General features: G+C 66.9%; 13 protein-coding genes. 10 read left to right on the top strand and 3 right to left on the bottom strand.

What is annotated here, in order from left to right:
• Positions 1–8 precede the first annotated feature (8 nt).
• On the bottom strand, positions 9–1,367 hold the full coding sequence (locus ACQR13_RS17980) for an aromatic ring-hydroxylating dioxygenase subunit alpha (RefSeq protein WP_315751332.1): 1,359 nt from the start codon (positions 1,365–1,367) through the stop codon (positions 9–11).
• A 211-nt stretch (positions 1,368–1,578) separates the two neighbouring features.
• Here ACQR13_RS17980 and ACQR13_RS17975 point away from each other — a divergent pair, with 211 nt between their 5' ends.
• The 3 genes from ACQR13_RS17975 to ACQR13_RS17965 all read left to right on the top strand — a co-directional run bounded on the left by ACQR13_RS17975 (position 1,579) and on the right by ACQR13_RS17965 (position 4,251).
• A complete protein-coding gene (locus ACQR13_RS17975; RefSeq protein WP_315751330.1) occupies positions 1,579–2,379 on the top strand; it encodes an IclR family transcriptional regulator domain-containing protein in 801 nt (266 codons plus the stop codon).
• Between the two features lie 827 nt (positions 2,380–3,206).
• Positions 3,207–3,908 carry an alpha/beta fold hydrolase gene (locus ACQR13_RS17970; protein ID WP_315751328.1) on the top strand — a complete coding sequence of 234 codons (702 nt, stop codon included), beginning with the start codon at positions 3,207–3,209 and terminating at the stop codon, positions 3,906–3,908.
• Positions 3,909–3,954: 46 nt separating this feature from the next.
• Positions 3,955–4,251: a zinc-ribbon domain-containing protein gene (locus ACQR13_RS17965; protein ID WP_315751326.1), complete on the top strand. Its 297-nt coding sequence runs from the start codon at positions 3,955–3,957 to the stop codon at positions 4,249–4,251.
• Positions 4,252–4,532: 281 nt separating this feature from the next.
• Here ACQR13_RS17965 and ACQR13_RS17960 read toward each other — a convergent pair whose 3' ends face one another.
• Positions 4,533–5,123: a TetR/AcrR family transcriptional regulator gene (locus ACQR13_RS17960; RefSeq protein ID WP_315751324.1), complete on the bottom strand. Its 591-nt coding sequence runs from the start codon at positions 5,121–5,123 to the stop codon at positions 4,533–4,535.
• A 196-nt stretch (positions 5,124–5,319) separates the two neighbouring features.
• Here ACQR13_RS17960 and ACQR13_RS17955 point away from each other — a divergent pair, with 196 nt between their 5' ends.
• Genes ACQR13_RS17955 through ACQR13_RS17945 form a run of 3 tightly spaced genes read left to right on the top strand, consistent with a single transcriptional unit; the run spans position 5,320 to position 9,123 of the window.
• Complete coding sequence (locus tag ACQR13_RS17955; RefSeq protein ID WP_315751322.1) at positions 5,320–5,814, top strand: (2Fe-2S)-binding protein; 495 nt, start codon at positions 5,320–5,322, stop codon at positions 5,812–5,814.
• Positions 5,811–6,869, top strand: coding sequence for an FAD binding domain-containing protein (locus ACQR13_RS17950; RefSeq protein WP_315751320.1), 1,059 nt, complete (start codon positions 5,811–5,813; stop codon positions 6,867–6,869). Before ACQR13_RS17955 ends, ACQR13_RS17950 begins: the two co-directional genes overlap by 4 nt.
• Entirely contained in the window at positions 6,859–9,123 is a 2,265-nt protein-coding gene (locus ACQR13_RS17945; protein ID WP_315751318.1) for a xanthine dehydrogenase family protein molybdopterin-binding subunit, read from the top strand. Before ACQR13_RS17950 ends, ACQR13_RS17945 begins: the two co-directional genes overlap by 11 nt.
• An 81-nt stretch (positions 9,124–9,204) precedes the next feature.
• On the opposite strand, the gene ACQR13_RS17940 is transcribed toward ACQR13_RS17945, so the two are convergent.
• The gene (locus ACQR13_RS17940) at positions 9,205–11,193 is read right to left on the bottom strand and encodes a methyl-accepting chemotaxis protein (protein WP_316201993.1); all 1,989 of its coding nucleotides are present in this window, start codon (positions 11,191–11,193) and stop codon (positions 9,205–9,207) included.
• A 286-nt stretch (positions 11,194–11,479) separates the two neighbouring features.
• Between ACQR13_RS17940 and ACQR13_RS17935 the strand changes: the two genes are divergently transcribed.
• From ACQR13_RS17935 to ACQR13_RS17920, 4 genes are all read left to right on the top strand, one after another.
• The gene (locus ACQR13_RS17935) at positions 11,480–11,791 is read left to right on the top strand and encodes a hypothetical protein (RefSeq protein ID WP_315717894.1); all 312 of its coding nucleotides are present in this window, start codon (positions 11,480–11,482) and stop codon (positions 11,789–11,791) included.
• A 219-nt stretch (positions 11,792–12,010) separates the two neighbouring features.
• A complete protein-coding gene (locus tag ACQR13_RS17930) occupies positions 12,011–12,745 on the top strand; it encodes an outer membrane protein (RefSeq protein ID WP_315717895.1) in 735 nt (244 codons plus the stop codon).
• A 243-nt stretch (positions 12,746–12,988) separates the two neighbouring features.
• Positions 12,989–15,127 carry a methyl-accepting chemotaxis protein gene (locus ACQR13_RS17925; RefSeq protein ID WP_315751314.1) on the top strand — a complete coding sequence of 713 codons (2,139 nt, stop codon included), beginning with the start codon at positions 12,989–12,991 and terminating at the stop codon, positions 15,125–15,127.
• Between the two features lie 274 nt (positions 15,128–15,401).
• Positions 15,402–16,460, top strand: a complete 1,059-nt coding sequence (locus ACQR13_RS17920; RefSeq protein ID WP_315751312.1) for an MBL fold metallo-hydrolase — start codon at positions 15,402–15,404, stop codon at positions 16,458–16,460.
• Positions 16,461–16,495 lie beyond the last annotated feature (35 nt).

Here is a 16,495-nt window from a genome sequence, read left to right as displayed (position 1 = left end):
CAAAGGAGCTACTCCGCCGCGCTCAGATGCGGGGCCCGCCGCACGATATCCGCGGGCACCGGCGGGGCCCAGGGGGCATTGCGGCGGCGGCGGACATCGACTTCCATCCAATAGGTCTCCCAGCCGCGCGTCGGACCGATGCCGTCCATCGTCGCCGGGCCCTGCACGCTGCGGGCCTCAGCGGCATCGAGGAACAGCATCGGCGGCTCGCCGCTCGCGACCTTCTCGATCTGCTCGCGCAGCAGCCGGCGATATTGGATGATCGCCTTGTCGGATTGGCCCAGATGCTCGCGGGTGCGGTCCTGGATTCGGCCCATCGACTCCACCGCCCACTGGTCGTGCACGTTGATGTCGTTGCCCATGCCGGTGTAGGTCGCGGTCGCCTGCTCCCGTGGATCGAAGCCGTAGTCGTTGCTCTTGTTCTTGCGCGAGCGATAGTCGGGCAGCTCATAGAGCTCGAGCCGCTGCGCCCGCATCTTCGCCCGGTCGACCGGCGCGCCATAGCTGGTGAAGATCGCGTACCAATAGCAGCTCTCGTCATCGACCGGCACGTGCCACTGCGTGATCGTCATCTCCGTGCTCATCGGAATCACGAAGGCATGCGGGAACAGCTGATTGGTGACGCGCACGTGGGTGCGTTCGGCATCGATCTCACGCAGCGCGATGATGCGCAGGCCGTATTCGGTCCCCTCGACATTGATGATCGGACGATCGTATTCGCGCAGCACCTTGGTCATCGGCAGCTCGCTGTCGGCGGAGGCGCCGCGGAACTGCTTGCCATAGGCGGTCGACGTATCCTCGTCCTCGAAGAAGCGGTGCAGGAACGAGGCATGCGCGGGGTCGATGCCGACCTCCAGCGCTTGCAGCCAGTTGCACTCGATCAGGCCCTTGAAGGCGAAGGTGTAGGCGTCTGGCGCGGTGAAGCAGTCGAGATCCGGGAACGCCGGGGCGGCGCCCTCGCCCAGCCAGGCCCAGAGGATGCCGCCCTTCTCGACCACGGGATAGGCGCGCTGCTTGACGTTCTTGCACAGCGGCGAGCCCGCCGGTTCGGCCGGCGTCTCCAGACAATTGCCGTCGGCGTCGAACAGCCAGCCATGGAAGGCGCAACGCAACCCGCCGTTCTCCAGCCGTCCGAAGGCGAGATCTGCGCCGCGATGCGGACAATCGCGATCAAGTAGTCCGTAGCGGCCCTGCGCATCCTTGAAGAGCACGAAGTCCTGGCCGAGCAGCTTCACCGCGCGCACCGGCCGCTCGCCCACGAGCTCATCGACCAGCGCGGCCGGCTGCCAGTACATCCTCATTAGTTTACCGGCGGGCGCGCCGGGTCCGACGCGCGTGATCAGGTCGTTCTGCTCCTGGCTCATCATGATGGCCGTCTCTCCTGTTCCGTCGCAAGTCGGGCGTTGAGCGTCACGCGATCATCTAATAATGTTCGCTAGACGAACACATGTTCGCCCAGATTAGATTCGCTTTAAGTGGGGAGAAGCGCAAGTGAAAAAGCTACAACCGAAGCCGAGGGGCCAACGGACTGCAGCTTCACTGCGGCCGAAAACAACAACAGCGGATCATGTCAGGCCGATGCCGAAACTGAAGCGCACTGATGAGGAGAAGAAGCAGGCTCGGGGCGACGGCCCCGAGTTCGTGGAAGCGCTCGATCGCGGCCTGCGGGTGATACAAGCCTTCAGCCGCGAGGGCCGGCCGATGACGCTGAGCAAGGCCGCGGAACTCACCGGCCTCGCCCGCGCCACGGTGCGACGGATTCTGCTGACCCTGAAGGCCTCCGGCTTCGTCCATGGCGACGACCGGCTGTTCTCGCTGACGCCGCGCGTGCTGCTGCTGGCCTCCAGCTATCTCGCCTCCAACCAGATCAACAGCGTGATGCAGCCGTTGATGGACAGCATGGCCGGCGAGGCGCGCGAGGTCTGCTCGCTCGCCGTCCTCGACGGCGAGTCGGTCGTCTTCATCGCGCGCGCGACCTCGACGCGGATGTTCTCGACCGGGCTCGAAATCGGCTATCGGCTGCCGGCGTTCTGCACGTCGGTCGGCCGCGTGTTGCTGAGCCGGATGCCGGACGATCAGTTGCGCCAGGCCGTCGAGCGCATGACTCTGACCGAGATGACGCCGCAGACGATCACCGACAAGGAAGCATTGCTCGCGTCGATCATCGCCGTCCGCGACGACGGTTACTCGCTCGTCGACGGTGAGGCGGAGCAGGGTTTCCGCTCGATTTCAGTGCCGATTCGCCGATATGACGGCGGCATCATCGCCGCCGCCAACATCGGCGGCCACGTCGATCGCATCGGCGTCGACGAGATGAAGGAGCGCTTCCTGCCGCTGCTGAAGAAGCTCGCGGCGACGGCGCAGCCTCTGCTCGTCTGATCGTCGGGGAGAGGCCTCGGCCGCCGGCGCGCGCTGGCTCTCGCTCGCGCATCAGGTCACGCCACCGCAACCTTCGCATCGAACTCGCGTCGCATCGAACTCGCGGCCACGAGCGCCGCTGCTCCATCCGGCAGCGACATCGCCGGGAGGCATCGTCGCGCCGCTGATCGAGCACGTCGTCCCGCCCCTCGCTGCATCGCGGATCGGCGCACTCGCCGTTCTCGTGAGAGCCGGACTTCGCGCGACACTCGTTCCGATGTCATCACCGACAGCGCGGTGCTACCAACTTATCTCCGCAGCAGCACGAGAGAGCCGGCCATCGCCGGCCACGTGAAGTTACCGGCCGCGCGAACTAATCGTTGTGGTCGCAGGCCTTGCGACGCCGCGGCCCACGCCCATTACGTGATATTATCGTGACGCCCGACCCTGTTTGCCACGATTGATGGTCCGTCCAGGTATCATCGCGCTGCATGCGATGGTGGCATGATCCGGAGCGGAAGTAGTTCGATCTCCGATCTCACGCGCGAATTGCGGACGACGCCACCAGATTGCCGCGAATGGCGCCGCAATCACGAAAGCCGAAGGCGCCGCGGCCCAAGCAGCATCGCGGGCAACCCGATCACCGCGATCATCCGACCGGCCCCCCCGCTGCCGCGAAGAGGCGCAGGAGGAGCCAGGACTCGGCTGGGGACGAGGTTGTCGGCCTGGGGCGGCGGGCGCGAGCCGCAGCACATCGTTGGACATCGGCTGCTTCTCGCGCGTAAATGGCATGCCGGGCGGACAACACCCGGACCTGCAGGTGAATGCCGTTTCCGGGGGGAAGACCCATGACTGATGCGCTGCCGCTCGTGCTGGTGCCTGGCCTGATCTCGTCGCCCCGCATCTATGCGCCTGTCATCCCGGCGCTGTGGCGGCTCGGGCCGGTGATGGTGGCCAACCACATCCGCGATGACAGCATGGCCGCGATCGCGCGCCGCATCCTGGCCGAGGCGCCGCCGCGCTTCGCGCTCGCGGGACATTCGATGGGCGGCTACATCGCGCTCGAGATCATGCGCCAGGCGCCAGAACGCGTGGGTCGGCTGGCGCTGATCAACACCCAGGCGCGGCCCGACACGCCGGAGGCGAGCGCCCGCCGCCGCACCATGATCACCCGCGCCAAGGAGGGCGACTATCACGGCGTGGTCGACGAGCTGTTCTCGGGCTTCGTGCATCCGTCGCGCCAGGATGATCCGCGGCTGCGCCAGCTCGTGCACGACATGGCCGAGGAGGTCGGCGTCATCGGCTTCATCCGGCAGCTGACGGCCATCATGTCGCGTCCGGACTCGCGGCCGACCTTGACAGCGATCCGCTGCCCGACCCTGGTGCTGACCGGCGACACCGACAACACCATCCCGAACAGCCTGTCGAAGGAAATGGCCGACGGCATCGACGGCAGCTGGCTGGTCGTGCTGGAGAATTGCGGTCACCTGCCGCAGCCCGAGCAGCCGGAGGAAACGGCGCAGGCGCTGATGGAATGGTTGCGGGGGTGAGATGGCCATCACAGTATATTGCTGGCGTTGTGGCATCGAGGTGCCCATGCTCGATGAGAAGGAGTGGGTGGAGATCGAGCCTCTCCTGAGGAAACCGATCGACGACATCAAAGACTACCGGCGGTTGAATGAATGTACTCTCGGGCAAGCCGCCGCTGCGGTCGATAGCAAAGCGGGCGTGCTGCAGCGCTACCGTGAACTGACCGGCTTTGACGAGACGAATGCCCTTGCGATCTGGCACCATCGACGAAGTGATTTCGGTCCGGCGTGCACGTCGTGTGGAAAGCCGTTGAGAACACCCCGCGCGAAATTCTGCGCCGCCTGCGGGACGCCGGTTTCATAGCATCACCCCACGCCAACTTCGTCATTCCGGGGCATTCGCGCAGCGAATGAGCCCGGAATCCATACTCACAGGTCTTGGTTGTGGAGCGAGAGGGCCGTACAGAGGCACTGCGAATTTCAGCAACAGAACGTGGTTATGGATTCCGGGCTCGCGCTTCGCGCGCCCCGGAATGACGATGGAGGGAGCATCCGGATCTACGGAGTATCGCCCGGACGAGAGTGCCGTCGGACGTGTCGGCCCGGGCAAGTCAATGAGCGGCTAATACGCAGCGTGAGGCAATCTCACGCCCGCCCCTTCCCCACCCGCAGCCCATCCACGAACACATCCAACAGCCGCAGCACGCTCTGCTGCCAGCCGGTCTGGTCGTGCATGTAGCACATGCCGATCAGCGCGCGCAGGACGTCGTCGGCGCTGATGTCGCTGCGGATCTCGCCGGCCGCGACGGCACGCGCCAGCAGCGCGCCGATCGAGCGGGTGAGGTGGCCGTGCGAATAGGCCGCGAGCTCAGAGTTCGCGTTCATGACGATCGCGAGCGCGGCCATCATGCCCTTCTTGGTGGCGACGAACTGCACCGTCGAGCGCAGCCAGCGGCGGAGCGCCTCGACCGCCGACTGCTCGCTCTTCAGCTCTTCCGCAAGCTCGGCGAGCTGCTCGACCTCGCGCCGGTACACCGCTTCGAACAGATCCTCGCGGGTGGGGAAATGGCGATACAGCGTGCCGATGCCGACGCCGGCCTGGCGCGCCACCGCCTCCAGGCTGGCCTCGGCGCCGCCGACGCTGAACACCGCCTTGGCCGCCTCGAGCACGCGCTCGCGATTGCGCTGCGCATCGGCGCGCGGCTTGCGATGGCGGTCTTGTGGTTTCGTCTCCATCTCACCAGCTCTTGATGACGGACCGTTCATGTCCCCTTGCTAAACGGAGGAACCCTCCGTATAAATAGACCTGCCACCCGGGACAGCCAACCTTCCTCAGCTGTCGTCCCGCGGTCGCTGGATCTGGACGGACATTCGCCCGTAAGGCGGTGTCCGCTGCGATCCGATTAGGCCATCGCTTCGATCGGAACAACGCATGAATTGGACTGTCAGACTCACCGTCAACGGTGAGCCGCGAACGCTTGCGCTCGACGACCCCAGGGTCACCCTGCTCGACCTGCTGCGCGAGCGCCTCCACCTCACCGGCGCCAAGAAGGGCTGCGACCGCGGCCAGTGCGGCGCCTGCACCGTCCTGGTCGACGGCCGCCGCATCAATTCCTGCCTGACGCTGGCCGTCAGCCTCGACGGCGCGGCGATCACCACCATCGAAGGACTCGCTCAAGGCGACCAGCTCCATCCGGTGCAGGTAGCTTTCATCGCCCACGATGCCCTGCAATGCGGCTTCTGCACGCCCGGCCAGATCATGAGCGCGGTCGGGCTCATCAACGAAGGTCACGCCGGCGGCGATCCGGAGCGCGTGCGCGAAGGCATGAGCGGCAATCTGTGCCGCTGCAGCGCCTATGTCGGCATCGTCGAGGCGGTGCTCGACGCCCAGGCGACGCTCGCCGAGGACAAGGAGCGCGCGGCATGAACCGGTTCGACTATGTGAAGCCGTCGACGGTCGCGGAGGCGGTCGCAGCGGCCAGCGCGCCCGGTGCGGCCTATCTCGCTTCGGGCACCAACCTGCTCGATCTGATGAAGGGCAATGTCATCAGGCCGGCGCGGCTCGTCGACATCTCGCAGATCAAGGAGCTGACGCGGATCGAGACTTCAGGCAATGGCGACGTCCGGATCGGCGCGCTGGTGCGCAATGCGGACTTTGCGCATGACGCGGCCTTCGCGTGCGATTTCCCGGCGGTCGCCGAAGCGCTGCTGTCGGGCGCCTCGGCACAGTTGCGCAATGCGGCCACCGTCGGCGGCAATCTGCTGCAGCGGACACGCTGCGCGTATTTCTATGATCCGGCCTCGGCCTGCAACAAACGCACGCCCGGCGCGGGCTGCGACGCGCGCGGGGGCGACACCCATCAGCACGCCGTGCTCGGCTGGAGCGAGGCCTGCATCGCCACCAACCCCTCGGACTTCTGCGTGCCGCTCGCCGCGCTCGATGCGATCGTCGAGATCGAAGGCGGCTCCGGCCGGCGCGAGGTCGCGCTGGAGGCGCTGCATCTGCTCCCCGGCACCACGCCGGAGCGCGAGACCGTGCTCGCGCCGGGCGAGATGATCGTCGCGGTCCGGCTGCCCGCGGCGGCGCGGGCGTTCGCAAGGCACGCGCGCTATCTGAAGGTGCGCGAGCGCAATTCCTATGCGTTCGCCGTCGTCTCCGCCGCGGCCGGTCTCGTGATCGAGAACGGCGCAATCAAGCACGCACGTCTGGCGCTCGGCGGCGTCGCTGCCAAGCCGTGGCGCGCCCACCAGGCCGAAGCACTGCTCGCAGGCCAGCCGGCTATGCCGCACACATTCCAGCAGGCTGCCGACATCGCGCTGCGCGATGCAAAGCCATCCGGCGACAACGCCCACAAGATCCCTCTCGTGCGCAGCCTGATCATGCGCGCGCTTGCCGCCGCTGCGCAAGGCACGCCGTCGCGCGTGCCGGCGCTGCCGGCCTCTCCCTTCTCCGCCGTTCCAGGAGCACTTCATGACGCCTGAGCTCAATCTCTCCCGCGATCCCGCCCATGTCAGACACGGCTCCAACATCGGCCAGCCGCTGTCGCGCGTCGATGGCCGTGCCAAGGTCACCGGCACGGCGCGCTATGCCGCCGACAACAATCCGCCCGGCCTGCTCTATGCCGTGCTCGCCGTCTCCAGCATCGCGCGCGGCCGCGTCGTCGCGCTCGACGTCGAAGCCGCCAAGGCGCATCCCGGCGTGGTCGAGGTGATGACCTCCGCCAACCGGCCGCCGCTGCACGCCGATCCCGACGGCAAGCCGAACCCGTTCGCATTCCGCTTCGAGGCGCTGCAGAACGACCGTGTGCGCTACGCCAACCAGCCGATCGCGCTGGTCATTGCCGAAAGCCTGGAAGCCGCGACCGAGGGCGCCGCGCTGCTGTCGCCGCGCTACGAGGCCGAGCCGGCCCGCATCGGTCTCGATGCCGCCGACGCCTATGTGCCGCCTGTCGTCGGCATGGGTTTTCCCGCCGAGAGCCATCACGGCGATGTCGAGGCCGCGCTGGCGGGCAGCGACAAGCAGATCACCGCGATCTACGAGACCCCGCCGCATTATCACAACGCAATGGAGCCGCACGCGATCGTCGCCGAGTGGCAGGGCGACAGGCTCATCATCGACACGCCGACCCAGGGCCTGGTGATGATGCGCGGCCGCCTTGCCGAGCTGTTCGGCATCGCGCCTGAGAACATCCTGATCCGCAGCCCCTATCTCGGCGGCGGCTTCGGCGGCAAGGGCCTGATGGCCGGGCCGCAGGTCCTCGGCATTCTCGCCGCCAAGATGGTCGGCCGCCCGGTGAAGCTGGTGGCGCGTCGCGAGCAGCTCTACGGCCCGTTCGGCCATCGCTCGCCGACCCGGCAGACGCTGCAGCTCGGCGCCAGCAGCACCGGACAATTGTCGGCGATCCGTCACCACGCGAGGATCGCGACCTCGAGCTTCGAGGACTTCTACGAAGCGGCGGCGCATGTGACGCACACGCTGTATGCCGCGCCGGCGATCGCGACGACCTATGACGCGGTACGCATGGACACGGGCACGCCGCTGTTCGTGCGCGCCCCCGGAATCGCGCCGGGATCGATCGCGCTGGAGAGCGCCGTCGACGAAATGGCGGAAGCCTGCGGCCTCGATCCGCTCGCCTTCCGGGTCAAGAACTACGCCGAGGTCGAGCCGGCCACGGGCAGACCGTTCTCATCCAAGGCGCTGCGCGAGTGCTACACGCAAGGCGCCGAGCGGTTCGGCTGGTGGGAGCGGCCGCTGAAGCCGCGGATGATGCGCGACAAGGACGGCTTCCTGGTCGGCTGGGGCATGGGCACGGCGACGTTCCATGCGCTGATGTTCGCGGGCCAGGCCCGCGCGGTGATCCGGCGCGACGGCACCGGCGTCGTCGAGAGCGGCGCGCACGACATGGGCCAGGGCGCCTGGACCGCCTTCGCACAGATTGCGGCAGACTCGCTCGCGCTCGAACTCGACCGGGTGACGTTCAAGGCCGGCACCTCCGACCTGCCGGATGCCGGCATCGCCGGCGGCTCGGCACATACGGCGACGGTCGGTACTGCGATCCACAATGCGGGCGCCGCCGTCATCGCCAGGCTCGCCGAGCTCGCGACATCAGACCAGCGCTCGCCGCTGTTCGGCGCCGGCAACGCCGGCGTGATCGCGCGCAACGGTCGGCTGCTTCGGCGCGACGACGAGGGCCGCGGCGAGAGCTACGCCGACATCCTCGCCCGCGCCGGCCTCGACCAGGTCGAGGGCTCCGGCAGCGGCATGCCGGACCCTGCGGCCAACGAGCAATATGCGATGCATTCACATGGCGCGGTCTTTGCGGAGGTGAAGGTCGATCCCGATCTCGGCCAGGTCAGGGTGACCCGCATGGTCGGCGCGTTCGCGGCGGGACGGATCATCAATCCGAAGCTGGTGAAGAGCCAGCTCGTCGGCGGCATGATCTGGGGCATCTCGCTGGCGCTGCACGAGGAGGCGGTCACCGATCGCCGCACCGGGCGGATCATGAATGCCAATCTCGGCGAGTATCATGTGCCGGTGAATGCCGACGTCCCGGCGATCGAGGCCTTCACGGTCGAGGAGCACGATCCGTTCGTCAACCCGCTCGGCGTCAAGGGCGTCGGCGAGATCGGCATCACCGGCTCTGCCGGGGCGGTCGCCAACGCGGTGGCGCATGCGACCGGCATTCGGATCAGGCGCTTTCCGGTGCGGATCAGCGATCTGGTCTCGCGCCAATGACATTGGCGCGTTGACGAAGCCCGTTCGAAGCAATGCCTCCGTTCTCCTGACCGAGAGCGGAGGCAAGCGACCTCGCTCCGTCTAGGCCGCCTGCCGTGCGAAGGTCCGCCTGAACCATGCCAGGAACGCCTCGCGATTTTGGCCGGGGTCGAACTCGACATGCAGCGCGTCCTTTTCACGGGCGCGAACCCGATACGGCACGCTGCCGTCGAAGCCGCTGAATTCCATGACGCCGCGATCGCCGATGCCCGGCTCGGGGTCGAACCGGAACCAGGCGCCGCCTTCGGAAATGTCCACCAGATCGGCCTTCACCGCGCCCCTGCGATCGTCGACGACCTTGATCGACAGGCTCGACTTCAACCGCGGCGACTGACGGCGATCGGCTTCGGCGGTCGCCGTCCTGACGGCCTTCACCAGCGTGGCACGGAGCGAGGTCAGGCCCGTTGCCACGGAGCCGATGGCGTTGCGCACCTCGGCGGCCCGATCGTTGACCATGCCGGCGTCCCTGCCGACATTGCCGATCTTGGACGACACGTCGCGCGCCGCGCTGGCCGATGATTGGACCGAGCGGCTGATCTCCTGGGTCGCCGCGTGCTGCTCCTCCATCGCCGCGGCGATCGAGGCTGCGACCTCGTCGATCTCGGAAATCTGGCTGCCGATGCCTTCGACGACGTCGACGGTCGCCTGCGTGGTGGTCTGCACCTCGCCGATCAGGCGCGAGATCTCCTCGGTCGATTTGGCGGTCTGATCCGACAGCGACTTGACCTCGGCCGCAACCACGGCAAAGCCGCGGCCGGCATCGCCGGCGCGCGCGGCCTCGATGGTGGCATTGAGCGCCAAAAGGTTGGTCTGCTCGGCAATGCCGCCGATCAGGTTGGAGACCTCGGCGATCTTGTCCACGGCCGTGGACAAGGAGAGCATCGTGTTCTTCGCCTTCTCGCGCTCGGTCACCGCCGATTTGGTGATCGTGCTGGCGCGCGCCACCTGGCTCGAGATCTCGCGGATCGCCGAGCTCAGTTGCTCGGCTGCCGACGAGACCGTCTGGGCATTGGAGAGCGACTTCTCCGAGGCTGCGGCCACCGATTGCGCATCGGTCGACAGTTCCTCGGCCAGTTTCGAGAGGCCTGCGGCGACGGCCTCGACCTGGCGCGATGCGCCGGCCGCAGCTTCGACGGACGTCTCGGTCTCGCGCTCGATCACGTCGGCCATGTCGAGCATGGCGCGCTTCTTATGCTCCTCGGCGGCCGAGCGATCGCGCTCCTGCCTGTCGCGCAGGCTCGCGTTCTCGAGCGCGTTGGTCTTGAAGATGCTCAGCGCGCCCGCCATCGCGCCGATCTCGTCGCCGCGTTCCGAATAGGAAATGTCGGCCGACAGATCGCCCTCGGCGATCCGCCGCATCAGCCCGGTCATGCGCGACAGCGGACGGACGACGCCGATCACCAGCCCCGACATGCCGGCGACGACCAGAGCCAGAACGATGCCGGACACGGTCCACACAATGATGGAGATGCTGCGATCCTGGGTCGCCGCCGTCGCCTCCATGTCCGAATTCAGCTTGTTCGCCTTGTCGACCAGCGTATCGATCACCGCGCGGTGGGCGGCGTAGGCTTCGGCCAGCCGGGCATAGGCGGCATCGGCCTTCGCCATGTCGCCGGAGCGCAGCGCCGGGATCAACTCGGCCTCCAGGGCCTGCCAGAATTTCCGGACCTCGCCGTCCGATCGTTCGACCAGCAGCGATTTCAGATCAGGCTGCAGCGCCGAGCCGGTCCAGAACGTCTTGCGATCCTCATAGTCCTTCTTCAGTTGCGCCAGCTTCGTGACGTGCGCGTCGAGATCGTTCGGCGTCCGGAGCGCGAGGGTCGCCTCGAGATAGGCCTCGAGCACATATTCAGGCGGCGGCAGGATGTCGGCCACCAGATCATTGCCGAGCTTGATCTTGTCGTAGAGGGGCCCGCCGACCTTGAGCTCGCGCAGCGCATAGGCGCTGGTCAGCACGACCGCACCGAAGCCGAGTGCGAGCACAAGGCCAAAAGCCGCAATGAACGTGGAAATGGAGAGACGCATCTTCATGTCGGCGGCACATTCGCTGGAGGGTGGACTGCACCCGCCGTCGCCCCGCCGGAGCCCTCTCCGCTCGCTTGCATGGAGCAGGTCCGTCCGGAACGACCGGCATCGAGTCGTTAATTTGATCCAGCGTGCACAACCTTTTCTCAGGGAAGGTAAATTTCCGCCCCCGTAGAAATGCGGTCCAGCCCGTTTCGGCCGAGGATGCAGGCGCTCCTCCCACTATGACCTGGCGCAAGGCGGCGGGAGGCGGATCTGCGAACATTCATGGATCGTCGCTTCAGGAGCCACCATGTCGAAACCCATCCCGGACAAGGCCGAGATCGCGCTCGAATATCCCGACAAGTTCTATGCCGGCACGTTCGAGCATTCCTCGCGGTTCGAAGCCCATCTCGAATCATCCGGCCTGGCATTGACCCTGGAGCGGCCCGGCCCAGAGGACGTCCGCAAGTCGATCCATATGCACCTGAACTTCGGACTGCTCGCCGCGATTCTGCACGAGCTCGCCGCCGGCATCGCTTCGATGCCCAAGGACGACATCGTTCATCGCGAGCAGCTGCGCGACGCAGTCGCGGCTCTGCATCGAGCTCTTAACGCGCCTTAACCGGTTGTGCCGCGGCGGCACAAAGGGGCCCGGCGTTAACTCCCGGTTCAGCCTTCGTTAGTGCATTGCTAACTACGCCAGAACCTTTGCCCGGAGAAGGTCGGGTTGGAGGCCGGTGTGCTGCGGGAGTGACAGCATTTTATTCAAAAGCGATCTATCTCCGATGCATCGACGGCGCGCGATGCGCGAGCCTTGTTAGTTGAGTATCGGAGACCCGCCATGAAGAAGATCCTGTTCGCAACCGTTGCCGTCGCCGCGCTGGCTTCGGCCCAGTCCGCTGTCGCCGCCGATCTCGGCGCCCGGACCTATCCTTACGCCACCAAGGCGCCGCCGGCTTACGCCGCCCCGATCTACAACTGGACCGGCTTCTATCTCGGCGCCCATCTCGGCGGCGCGTTCTCGAGCGACAACAACTTCTCCGGCCTCGCCACCGGCAACAACTCCAACGGCCGCTTCCTGGGCGGCTTGCAGGTCGGCGCCGACTGGCAGTTCGCACCGACCTGGGTGATCGGCGCCGAGGGCCAGTACAGCTGGCTGAGCGGCAGCGTCGGCGCCGCCTTCCCCGGCGGCCTCGTCTACACCAACAGCCAGCGCGGCCTCGGCTCGATCACCGGCCGCTTCGGCTATACCTGGGGTCCGGGCCTGCTCTACGTGAAGGGCGGCTACGCCTATTCCGACAACAACGAGAAGGTGACGTTCGCCGGCACGCCGGTCGGCTTCGCGACCAACGGCGACCATCGCAACGGCTGGACCGTCGGCGGCGGACTCGAATACATGTTCGCGCCGAACTGGTCGGCCAAGGCCGAGTATCAGTACTACAATTTCGGCAGCGCCACCTTCACGGCGCCCGCCGCGCTGGTGCCGACCGGCAGCTTCACCACCGACGACCACACCTTCAAGGCTGGCGTGAACTACCGCTTCAACTGGGGCGCTCCGCTCGCGGCCCGCTACTGATCCGCAGGCGTCAAATAACAACAAACGACGGGAAGGCCGGCAGCGATGCCGGCCTTTTCTGTCATAGGTTATCGAAGGCGCGGCCCAACAATCCCTTCCGTCCCGTTAAATGCCGCACGGTGAAATGCGAAAATGCGAGAAAACTCAGCACTGCCCGAGTAGTTTCCCGGATTTGTTAACCGCCCGCCGCGATACTGCCTGCAAGCAACAGCTCCAAGTAGTGCATATCGGGGGACACCAGAGATGGCGATTCGGTTCAGCTTCAGCAGGGTGCTCGGAGTCCTGCGACCCAGATGGGGCGTCCGCGGCAGCCTGTTCGCAGCCTTCGCAGTGATCGCCGGCATGGCGATCGCGATCAGCGTCGCTGCGGGACTGATGCTGCGACACGTCGGCGGCACCATGGTCGAACTCTCGGGCCGCGAGATTCCGCGCCTGACCTCGAGCCTGCAGCTGCTGGCGCAGAGCTCCGGCCTGGCCAGCCTCGGCCCGGCGCTGCTGCAGTCCCAGAGCGAGGACGCGCTCAACGAGCGCCTGAAGAAGATGCAGGAGATCCAGAAGACCACGCAGGAGCGCCTGAGCGAGATCAGCGCGCTCGGCGCCGCGAAGAGCGTGGTGGCGCCGCTCGCCGAGACCATCAAGAACATCAACGAGGCCAATCAGAGCCTGGTGTCCGCCGCACGCGAGCGTCTCGAAGTCGCGGCCCTGCACAACAAGCAGTATGACGCGTTGCGCAAGGCGCAGGCGGACTTCACTGCCGCCGCCAACGAGCCGATGCTGGATGCCCAGACGCAGCTCAACGCCGTGCTCGGCGCAGCCGAGGTGTCGGCAGACGACGCGACGGCGGCCGCACGGTTCGTCGAGCAGCTCGGCAATGTGATAGCGTCCGGCAACCTGCTGGTGGCGCAGATGGCCGCCGCGCTATCGGCCAACGACAGCGACACGCTGGAGACGATCGAGCGGCAGTTCAAGGAGGCGCTGGCGCAGCTCAAATCCAATCTCGAATTGCTGCCGACCGGCCGCAGCACCAAGGCAATCCACGATGCCGCGCTGAAGCTCGCCGCACTCGGCGAGGGCAAGGCCCGCGTGTTCAAGACGCGCGAGAAGGAGCTCGACGCCAACGATTACGGGCAGACCGTGCTGGAGGAGACGCGCAAGCTCAATGTCGGTCTCGACATCAGCGTGCAGCAGCTCGTGGAAGGCGTGCGCAAGTCGACCGAAAGCACCACCGGCACGGCGGGCCGTGACATCGAGCTGGCAACGCTCGGCATGGCCGGTGCCGGCGCAGCCACGCTGCTCGGCTCGGTGCTGTTCGTCTGGCTCTATGTCGGCGGCAACATCCTGCGCCGGATCAAGCGGCTGCAGCAGGCGATGCAGACGCTGTCGAGCGGCGATCTCGACACCGAGATTGCGGCCTCGAAGCAGCGCGACGAGATCGGCGCGATGGTCGACACCCTGCAGGTGTTCCGCGAGAACATGGTCCGTGCCCGCACCCTGGCCGCCGAGCAGGACCGCGAGAATGCCGCCAAGGCCGAGCGCGCCGCGCGCATGGAGGCCCAGATCGCCACGTTCGAGGCGACGGTGCGCAGCGCCCTCGGCACGCTGCAGAACTCCGCCACGGCCATGCAGGCGACCGCGCAGAGCATGTCGCAGACCGCCGACCAGTCCAACTCGCTGGTCAATGCGGTCGCGGCGGCTGCCGAGGAGACCTCGGTCAACGTCCAGACCGTGTCGGCCGGCACCGAGCAATTGTCGTCGTCGATCGCGGAGATCAGCCGCCAGGTCGTGACCTCGGCCCAGATCGCCAAGAAGGCGGTCGAGGAAGCCGGCGCCACCGATTCGACGATGCAGGGACTCGCCGACAATGCGAGCCGCGTCAGCGTCGTCGTCGACCTGATCCAGGCGATCGCCTCGCAGACCAACCTGCTCGCGCTCAACGCCACCATCGAGGCGGCGCGCGCCGGCGAGGCCGGGCGCGGCTTCGCGGTGGTCGCGCAGGAGGTGAAGAGCCTGGCGAGCCAGACCGCCAAGGCCACCGACGAGATCCGCACCCAGATCGCAGGCATGCAGCAGGTCGCCTCGTCGGCGGTGTCGGCGATCCGCAACATCGGCGAGACCATCGCCGAGATCGACAACGTCACCACCGCGATCGCCGCCGCCGTGGAGCAGCAGGGCACCGCGACGCACGAGATCGCCCGCAACATCCAGCAGGCGGCCTCCGGCACCACCGAGGTCTCCAACAACATCACAGGCGTCTCCAGCGCCTCGGCCCAGGCCGGCACCTCCGCCAACGAGGTGCTCAGTGCCTCCGAAGCGCTGCGGCGCGAGGCCGACACCCTGCGCGCCGAGGTCGATGCGTTCCTGACCAACATCCGGGCGGCGTAGTTGCTACTCGCCGGTCATTCCGGGGCAATCGTCAATGCGCTTTACGCATTGGCGATTGAACCCGGAATCTCGAGCTGATGAGCGCAAGACAATCTCGCGATTCCGGGTTCGAGGCCTGCGGCCTCGCCCCGGAATGACGGGGGCGTGGCGAAGCAGAAGGCGTCGAGGCAGGTCATGCTGGCGCGACCCGACGCAGCTTCCGTACCCCGGAATGCCGTCCAGCCATGTGTTTTTCGGCTGGCGCTCGTCCGCGGCGGCCGTTAATCGATGAGGCATGACCAAGACCGACACCGCCACCTCCTCCGCCGAAGCCCTGCGCTATCCCTGGGAGCAGCATCCCGGCGAGGACCAGGTCGTCGAGGTCGCGCCCGGCGTGCTGTGGCTGCGGCTGAAGCTGCCGTTCCGCCTCAACCATGTGAACATCTATCTGCTCGCCGACGGCGACGGCTGGGTCGCGGTGGACTCCGGCTTCGGCAACGAGGAGTCGATCGCCGCCTGGACGCGGCTGCTCGACGGCCCGCTGAAGCATGTGAAGATCACCCGGCTGATCGTCACGCATTCGCATCCCGACCATGTCGGGCTCGCCGGCTGGATCGTCGAGCGCTTCAATTGCCCGCTGGTGATGTCGCAGGTCGAGTACCTGCAGTCGGTCTATCACCAGAACCGCGGCACCGAGGAGCGCCGCAATGCCCAGCGGCTGTTCTTCCGCCGCCACGGCATGGACGAGACCCTGACCGACAAGCTGCTCGGCCGCGGCCAGGAATATCTGCAGCGCGTCTCGGTGCTGCCGGCCTCCTACCGCCGCATCTCCCATGGCGACGAGATCCAAATCGGCAGCCGGCGCTTCAAGGTCATCACCGGCGGCGGGCACGCGCTCGACCAGGTCATGCTGTACTGCGCCGCCGACAAGCTGTTCCTGTCCGCCGACCAGGTGCTGAGCAAGATCTCGCCCAATGTCAGCGTCTGGGCGGTCGAGCCCGACCAGAACTCGCTCGGCGAATATCTGGCCTCGCTGGCGAGCCTCACCACCACCCTGCCCTATGACGTGCTGGTGCTGCCAGGCCATGGCGTGCCGTTCTACGGGCTGAAGACGCGCATCAAGCAGCTCGCCGACCACCACGAGGAGCGCTGCCGGATGATCGCCGACGCCTGCCGCGACGAGCCGAAGACCTCGGCGCAGCTCGTGCCGGTCGTGTTCCACAAGCACGTGCTCGACCCGCACCAGATGGGCTTCGCCGCCGGCGAGCTGATCGCCCATGTCAACTACATGCTGGTCGAGGGCCGCCTGACCAGCCAGACCATCGACGGCGTGCTGCATTATCGCACCACCTGAGGCTGCGGGGCCGCGACGCCGCCGCATCGCCGCAA

It is taken from the genome of Bradyrhizobium sp. HKCCYLRH3059 (assembly GCF_051168035.1).
GTDB lineage: Bacteria > Pseudomonadota > Alphaproteobacteria > Rhizobiales > Xanthobacteraceae > Bradyrhizobium.
This window is presented reverse-complemented; position numbering and strand designations above follow the sequence as displayed.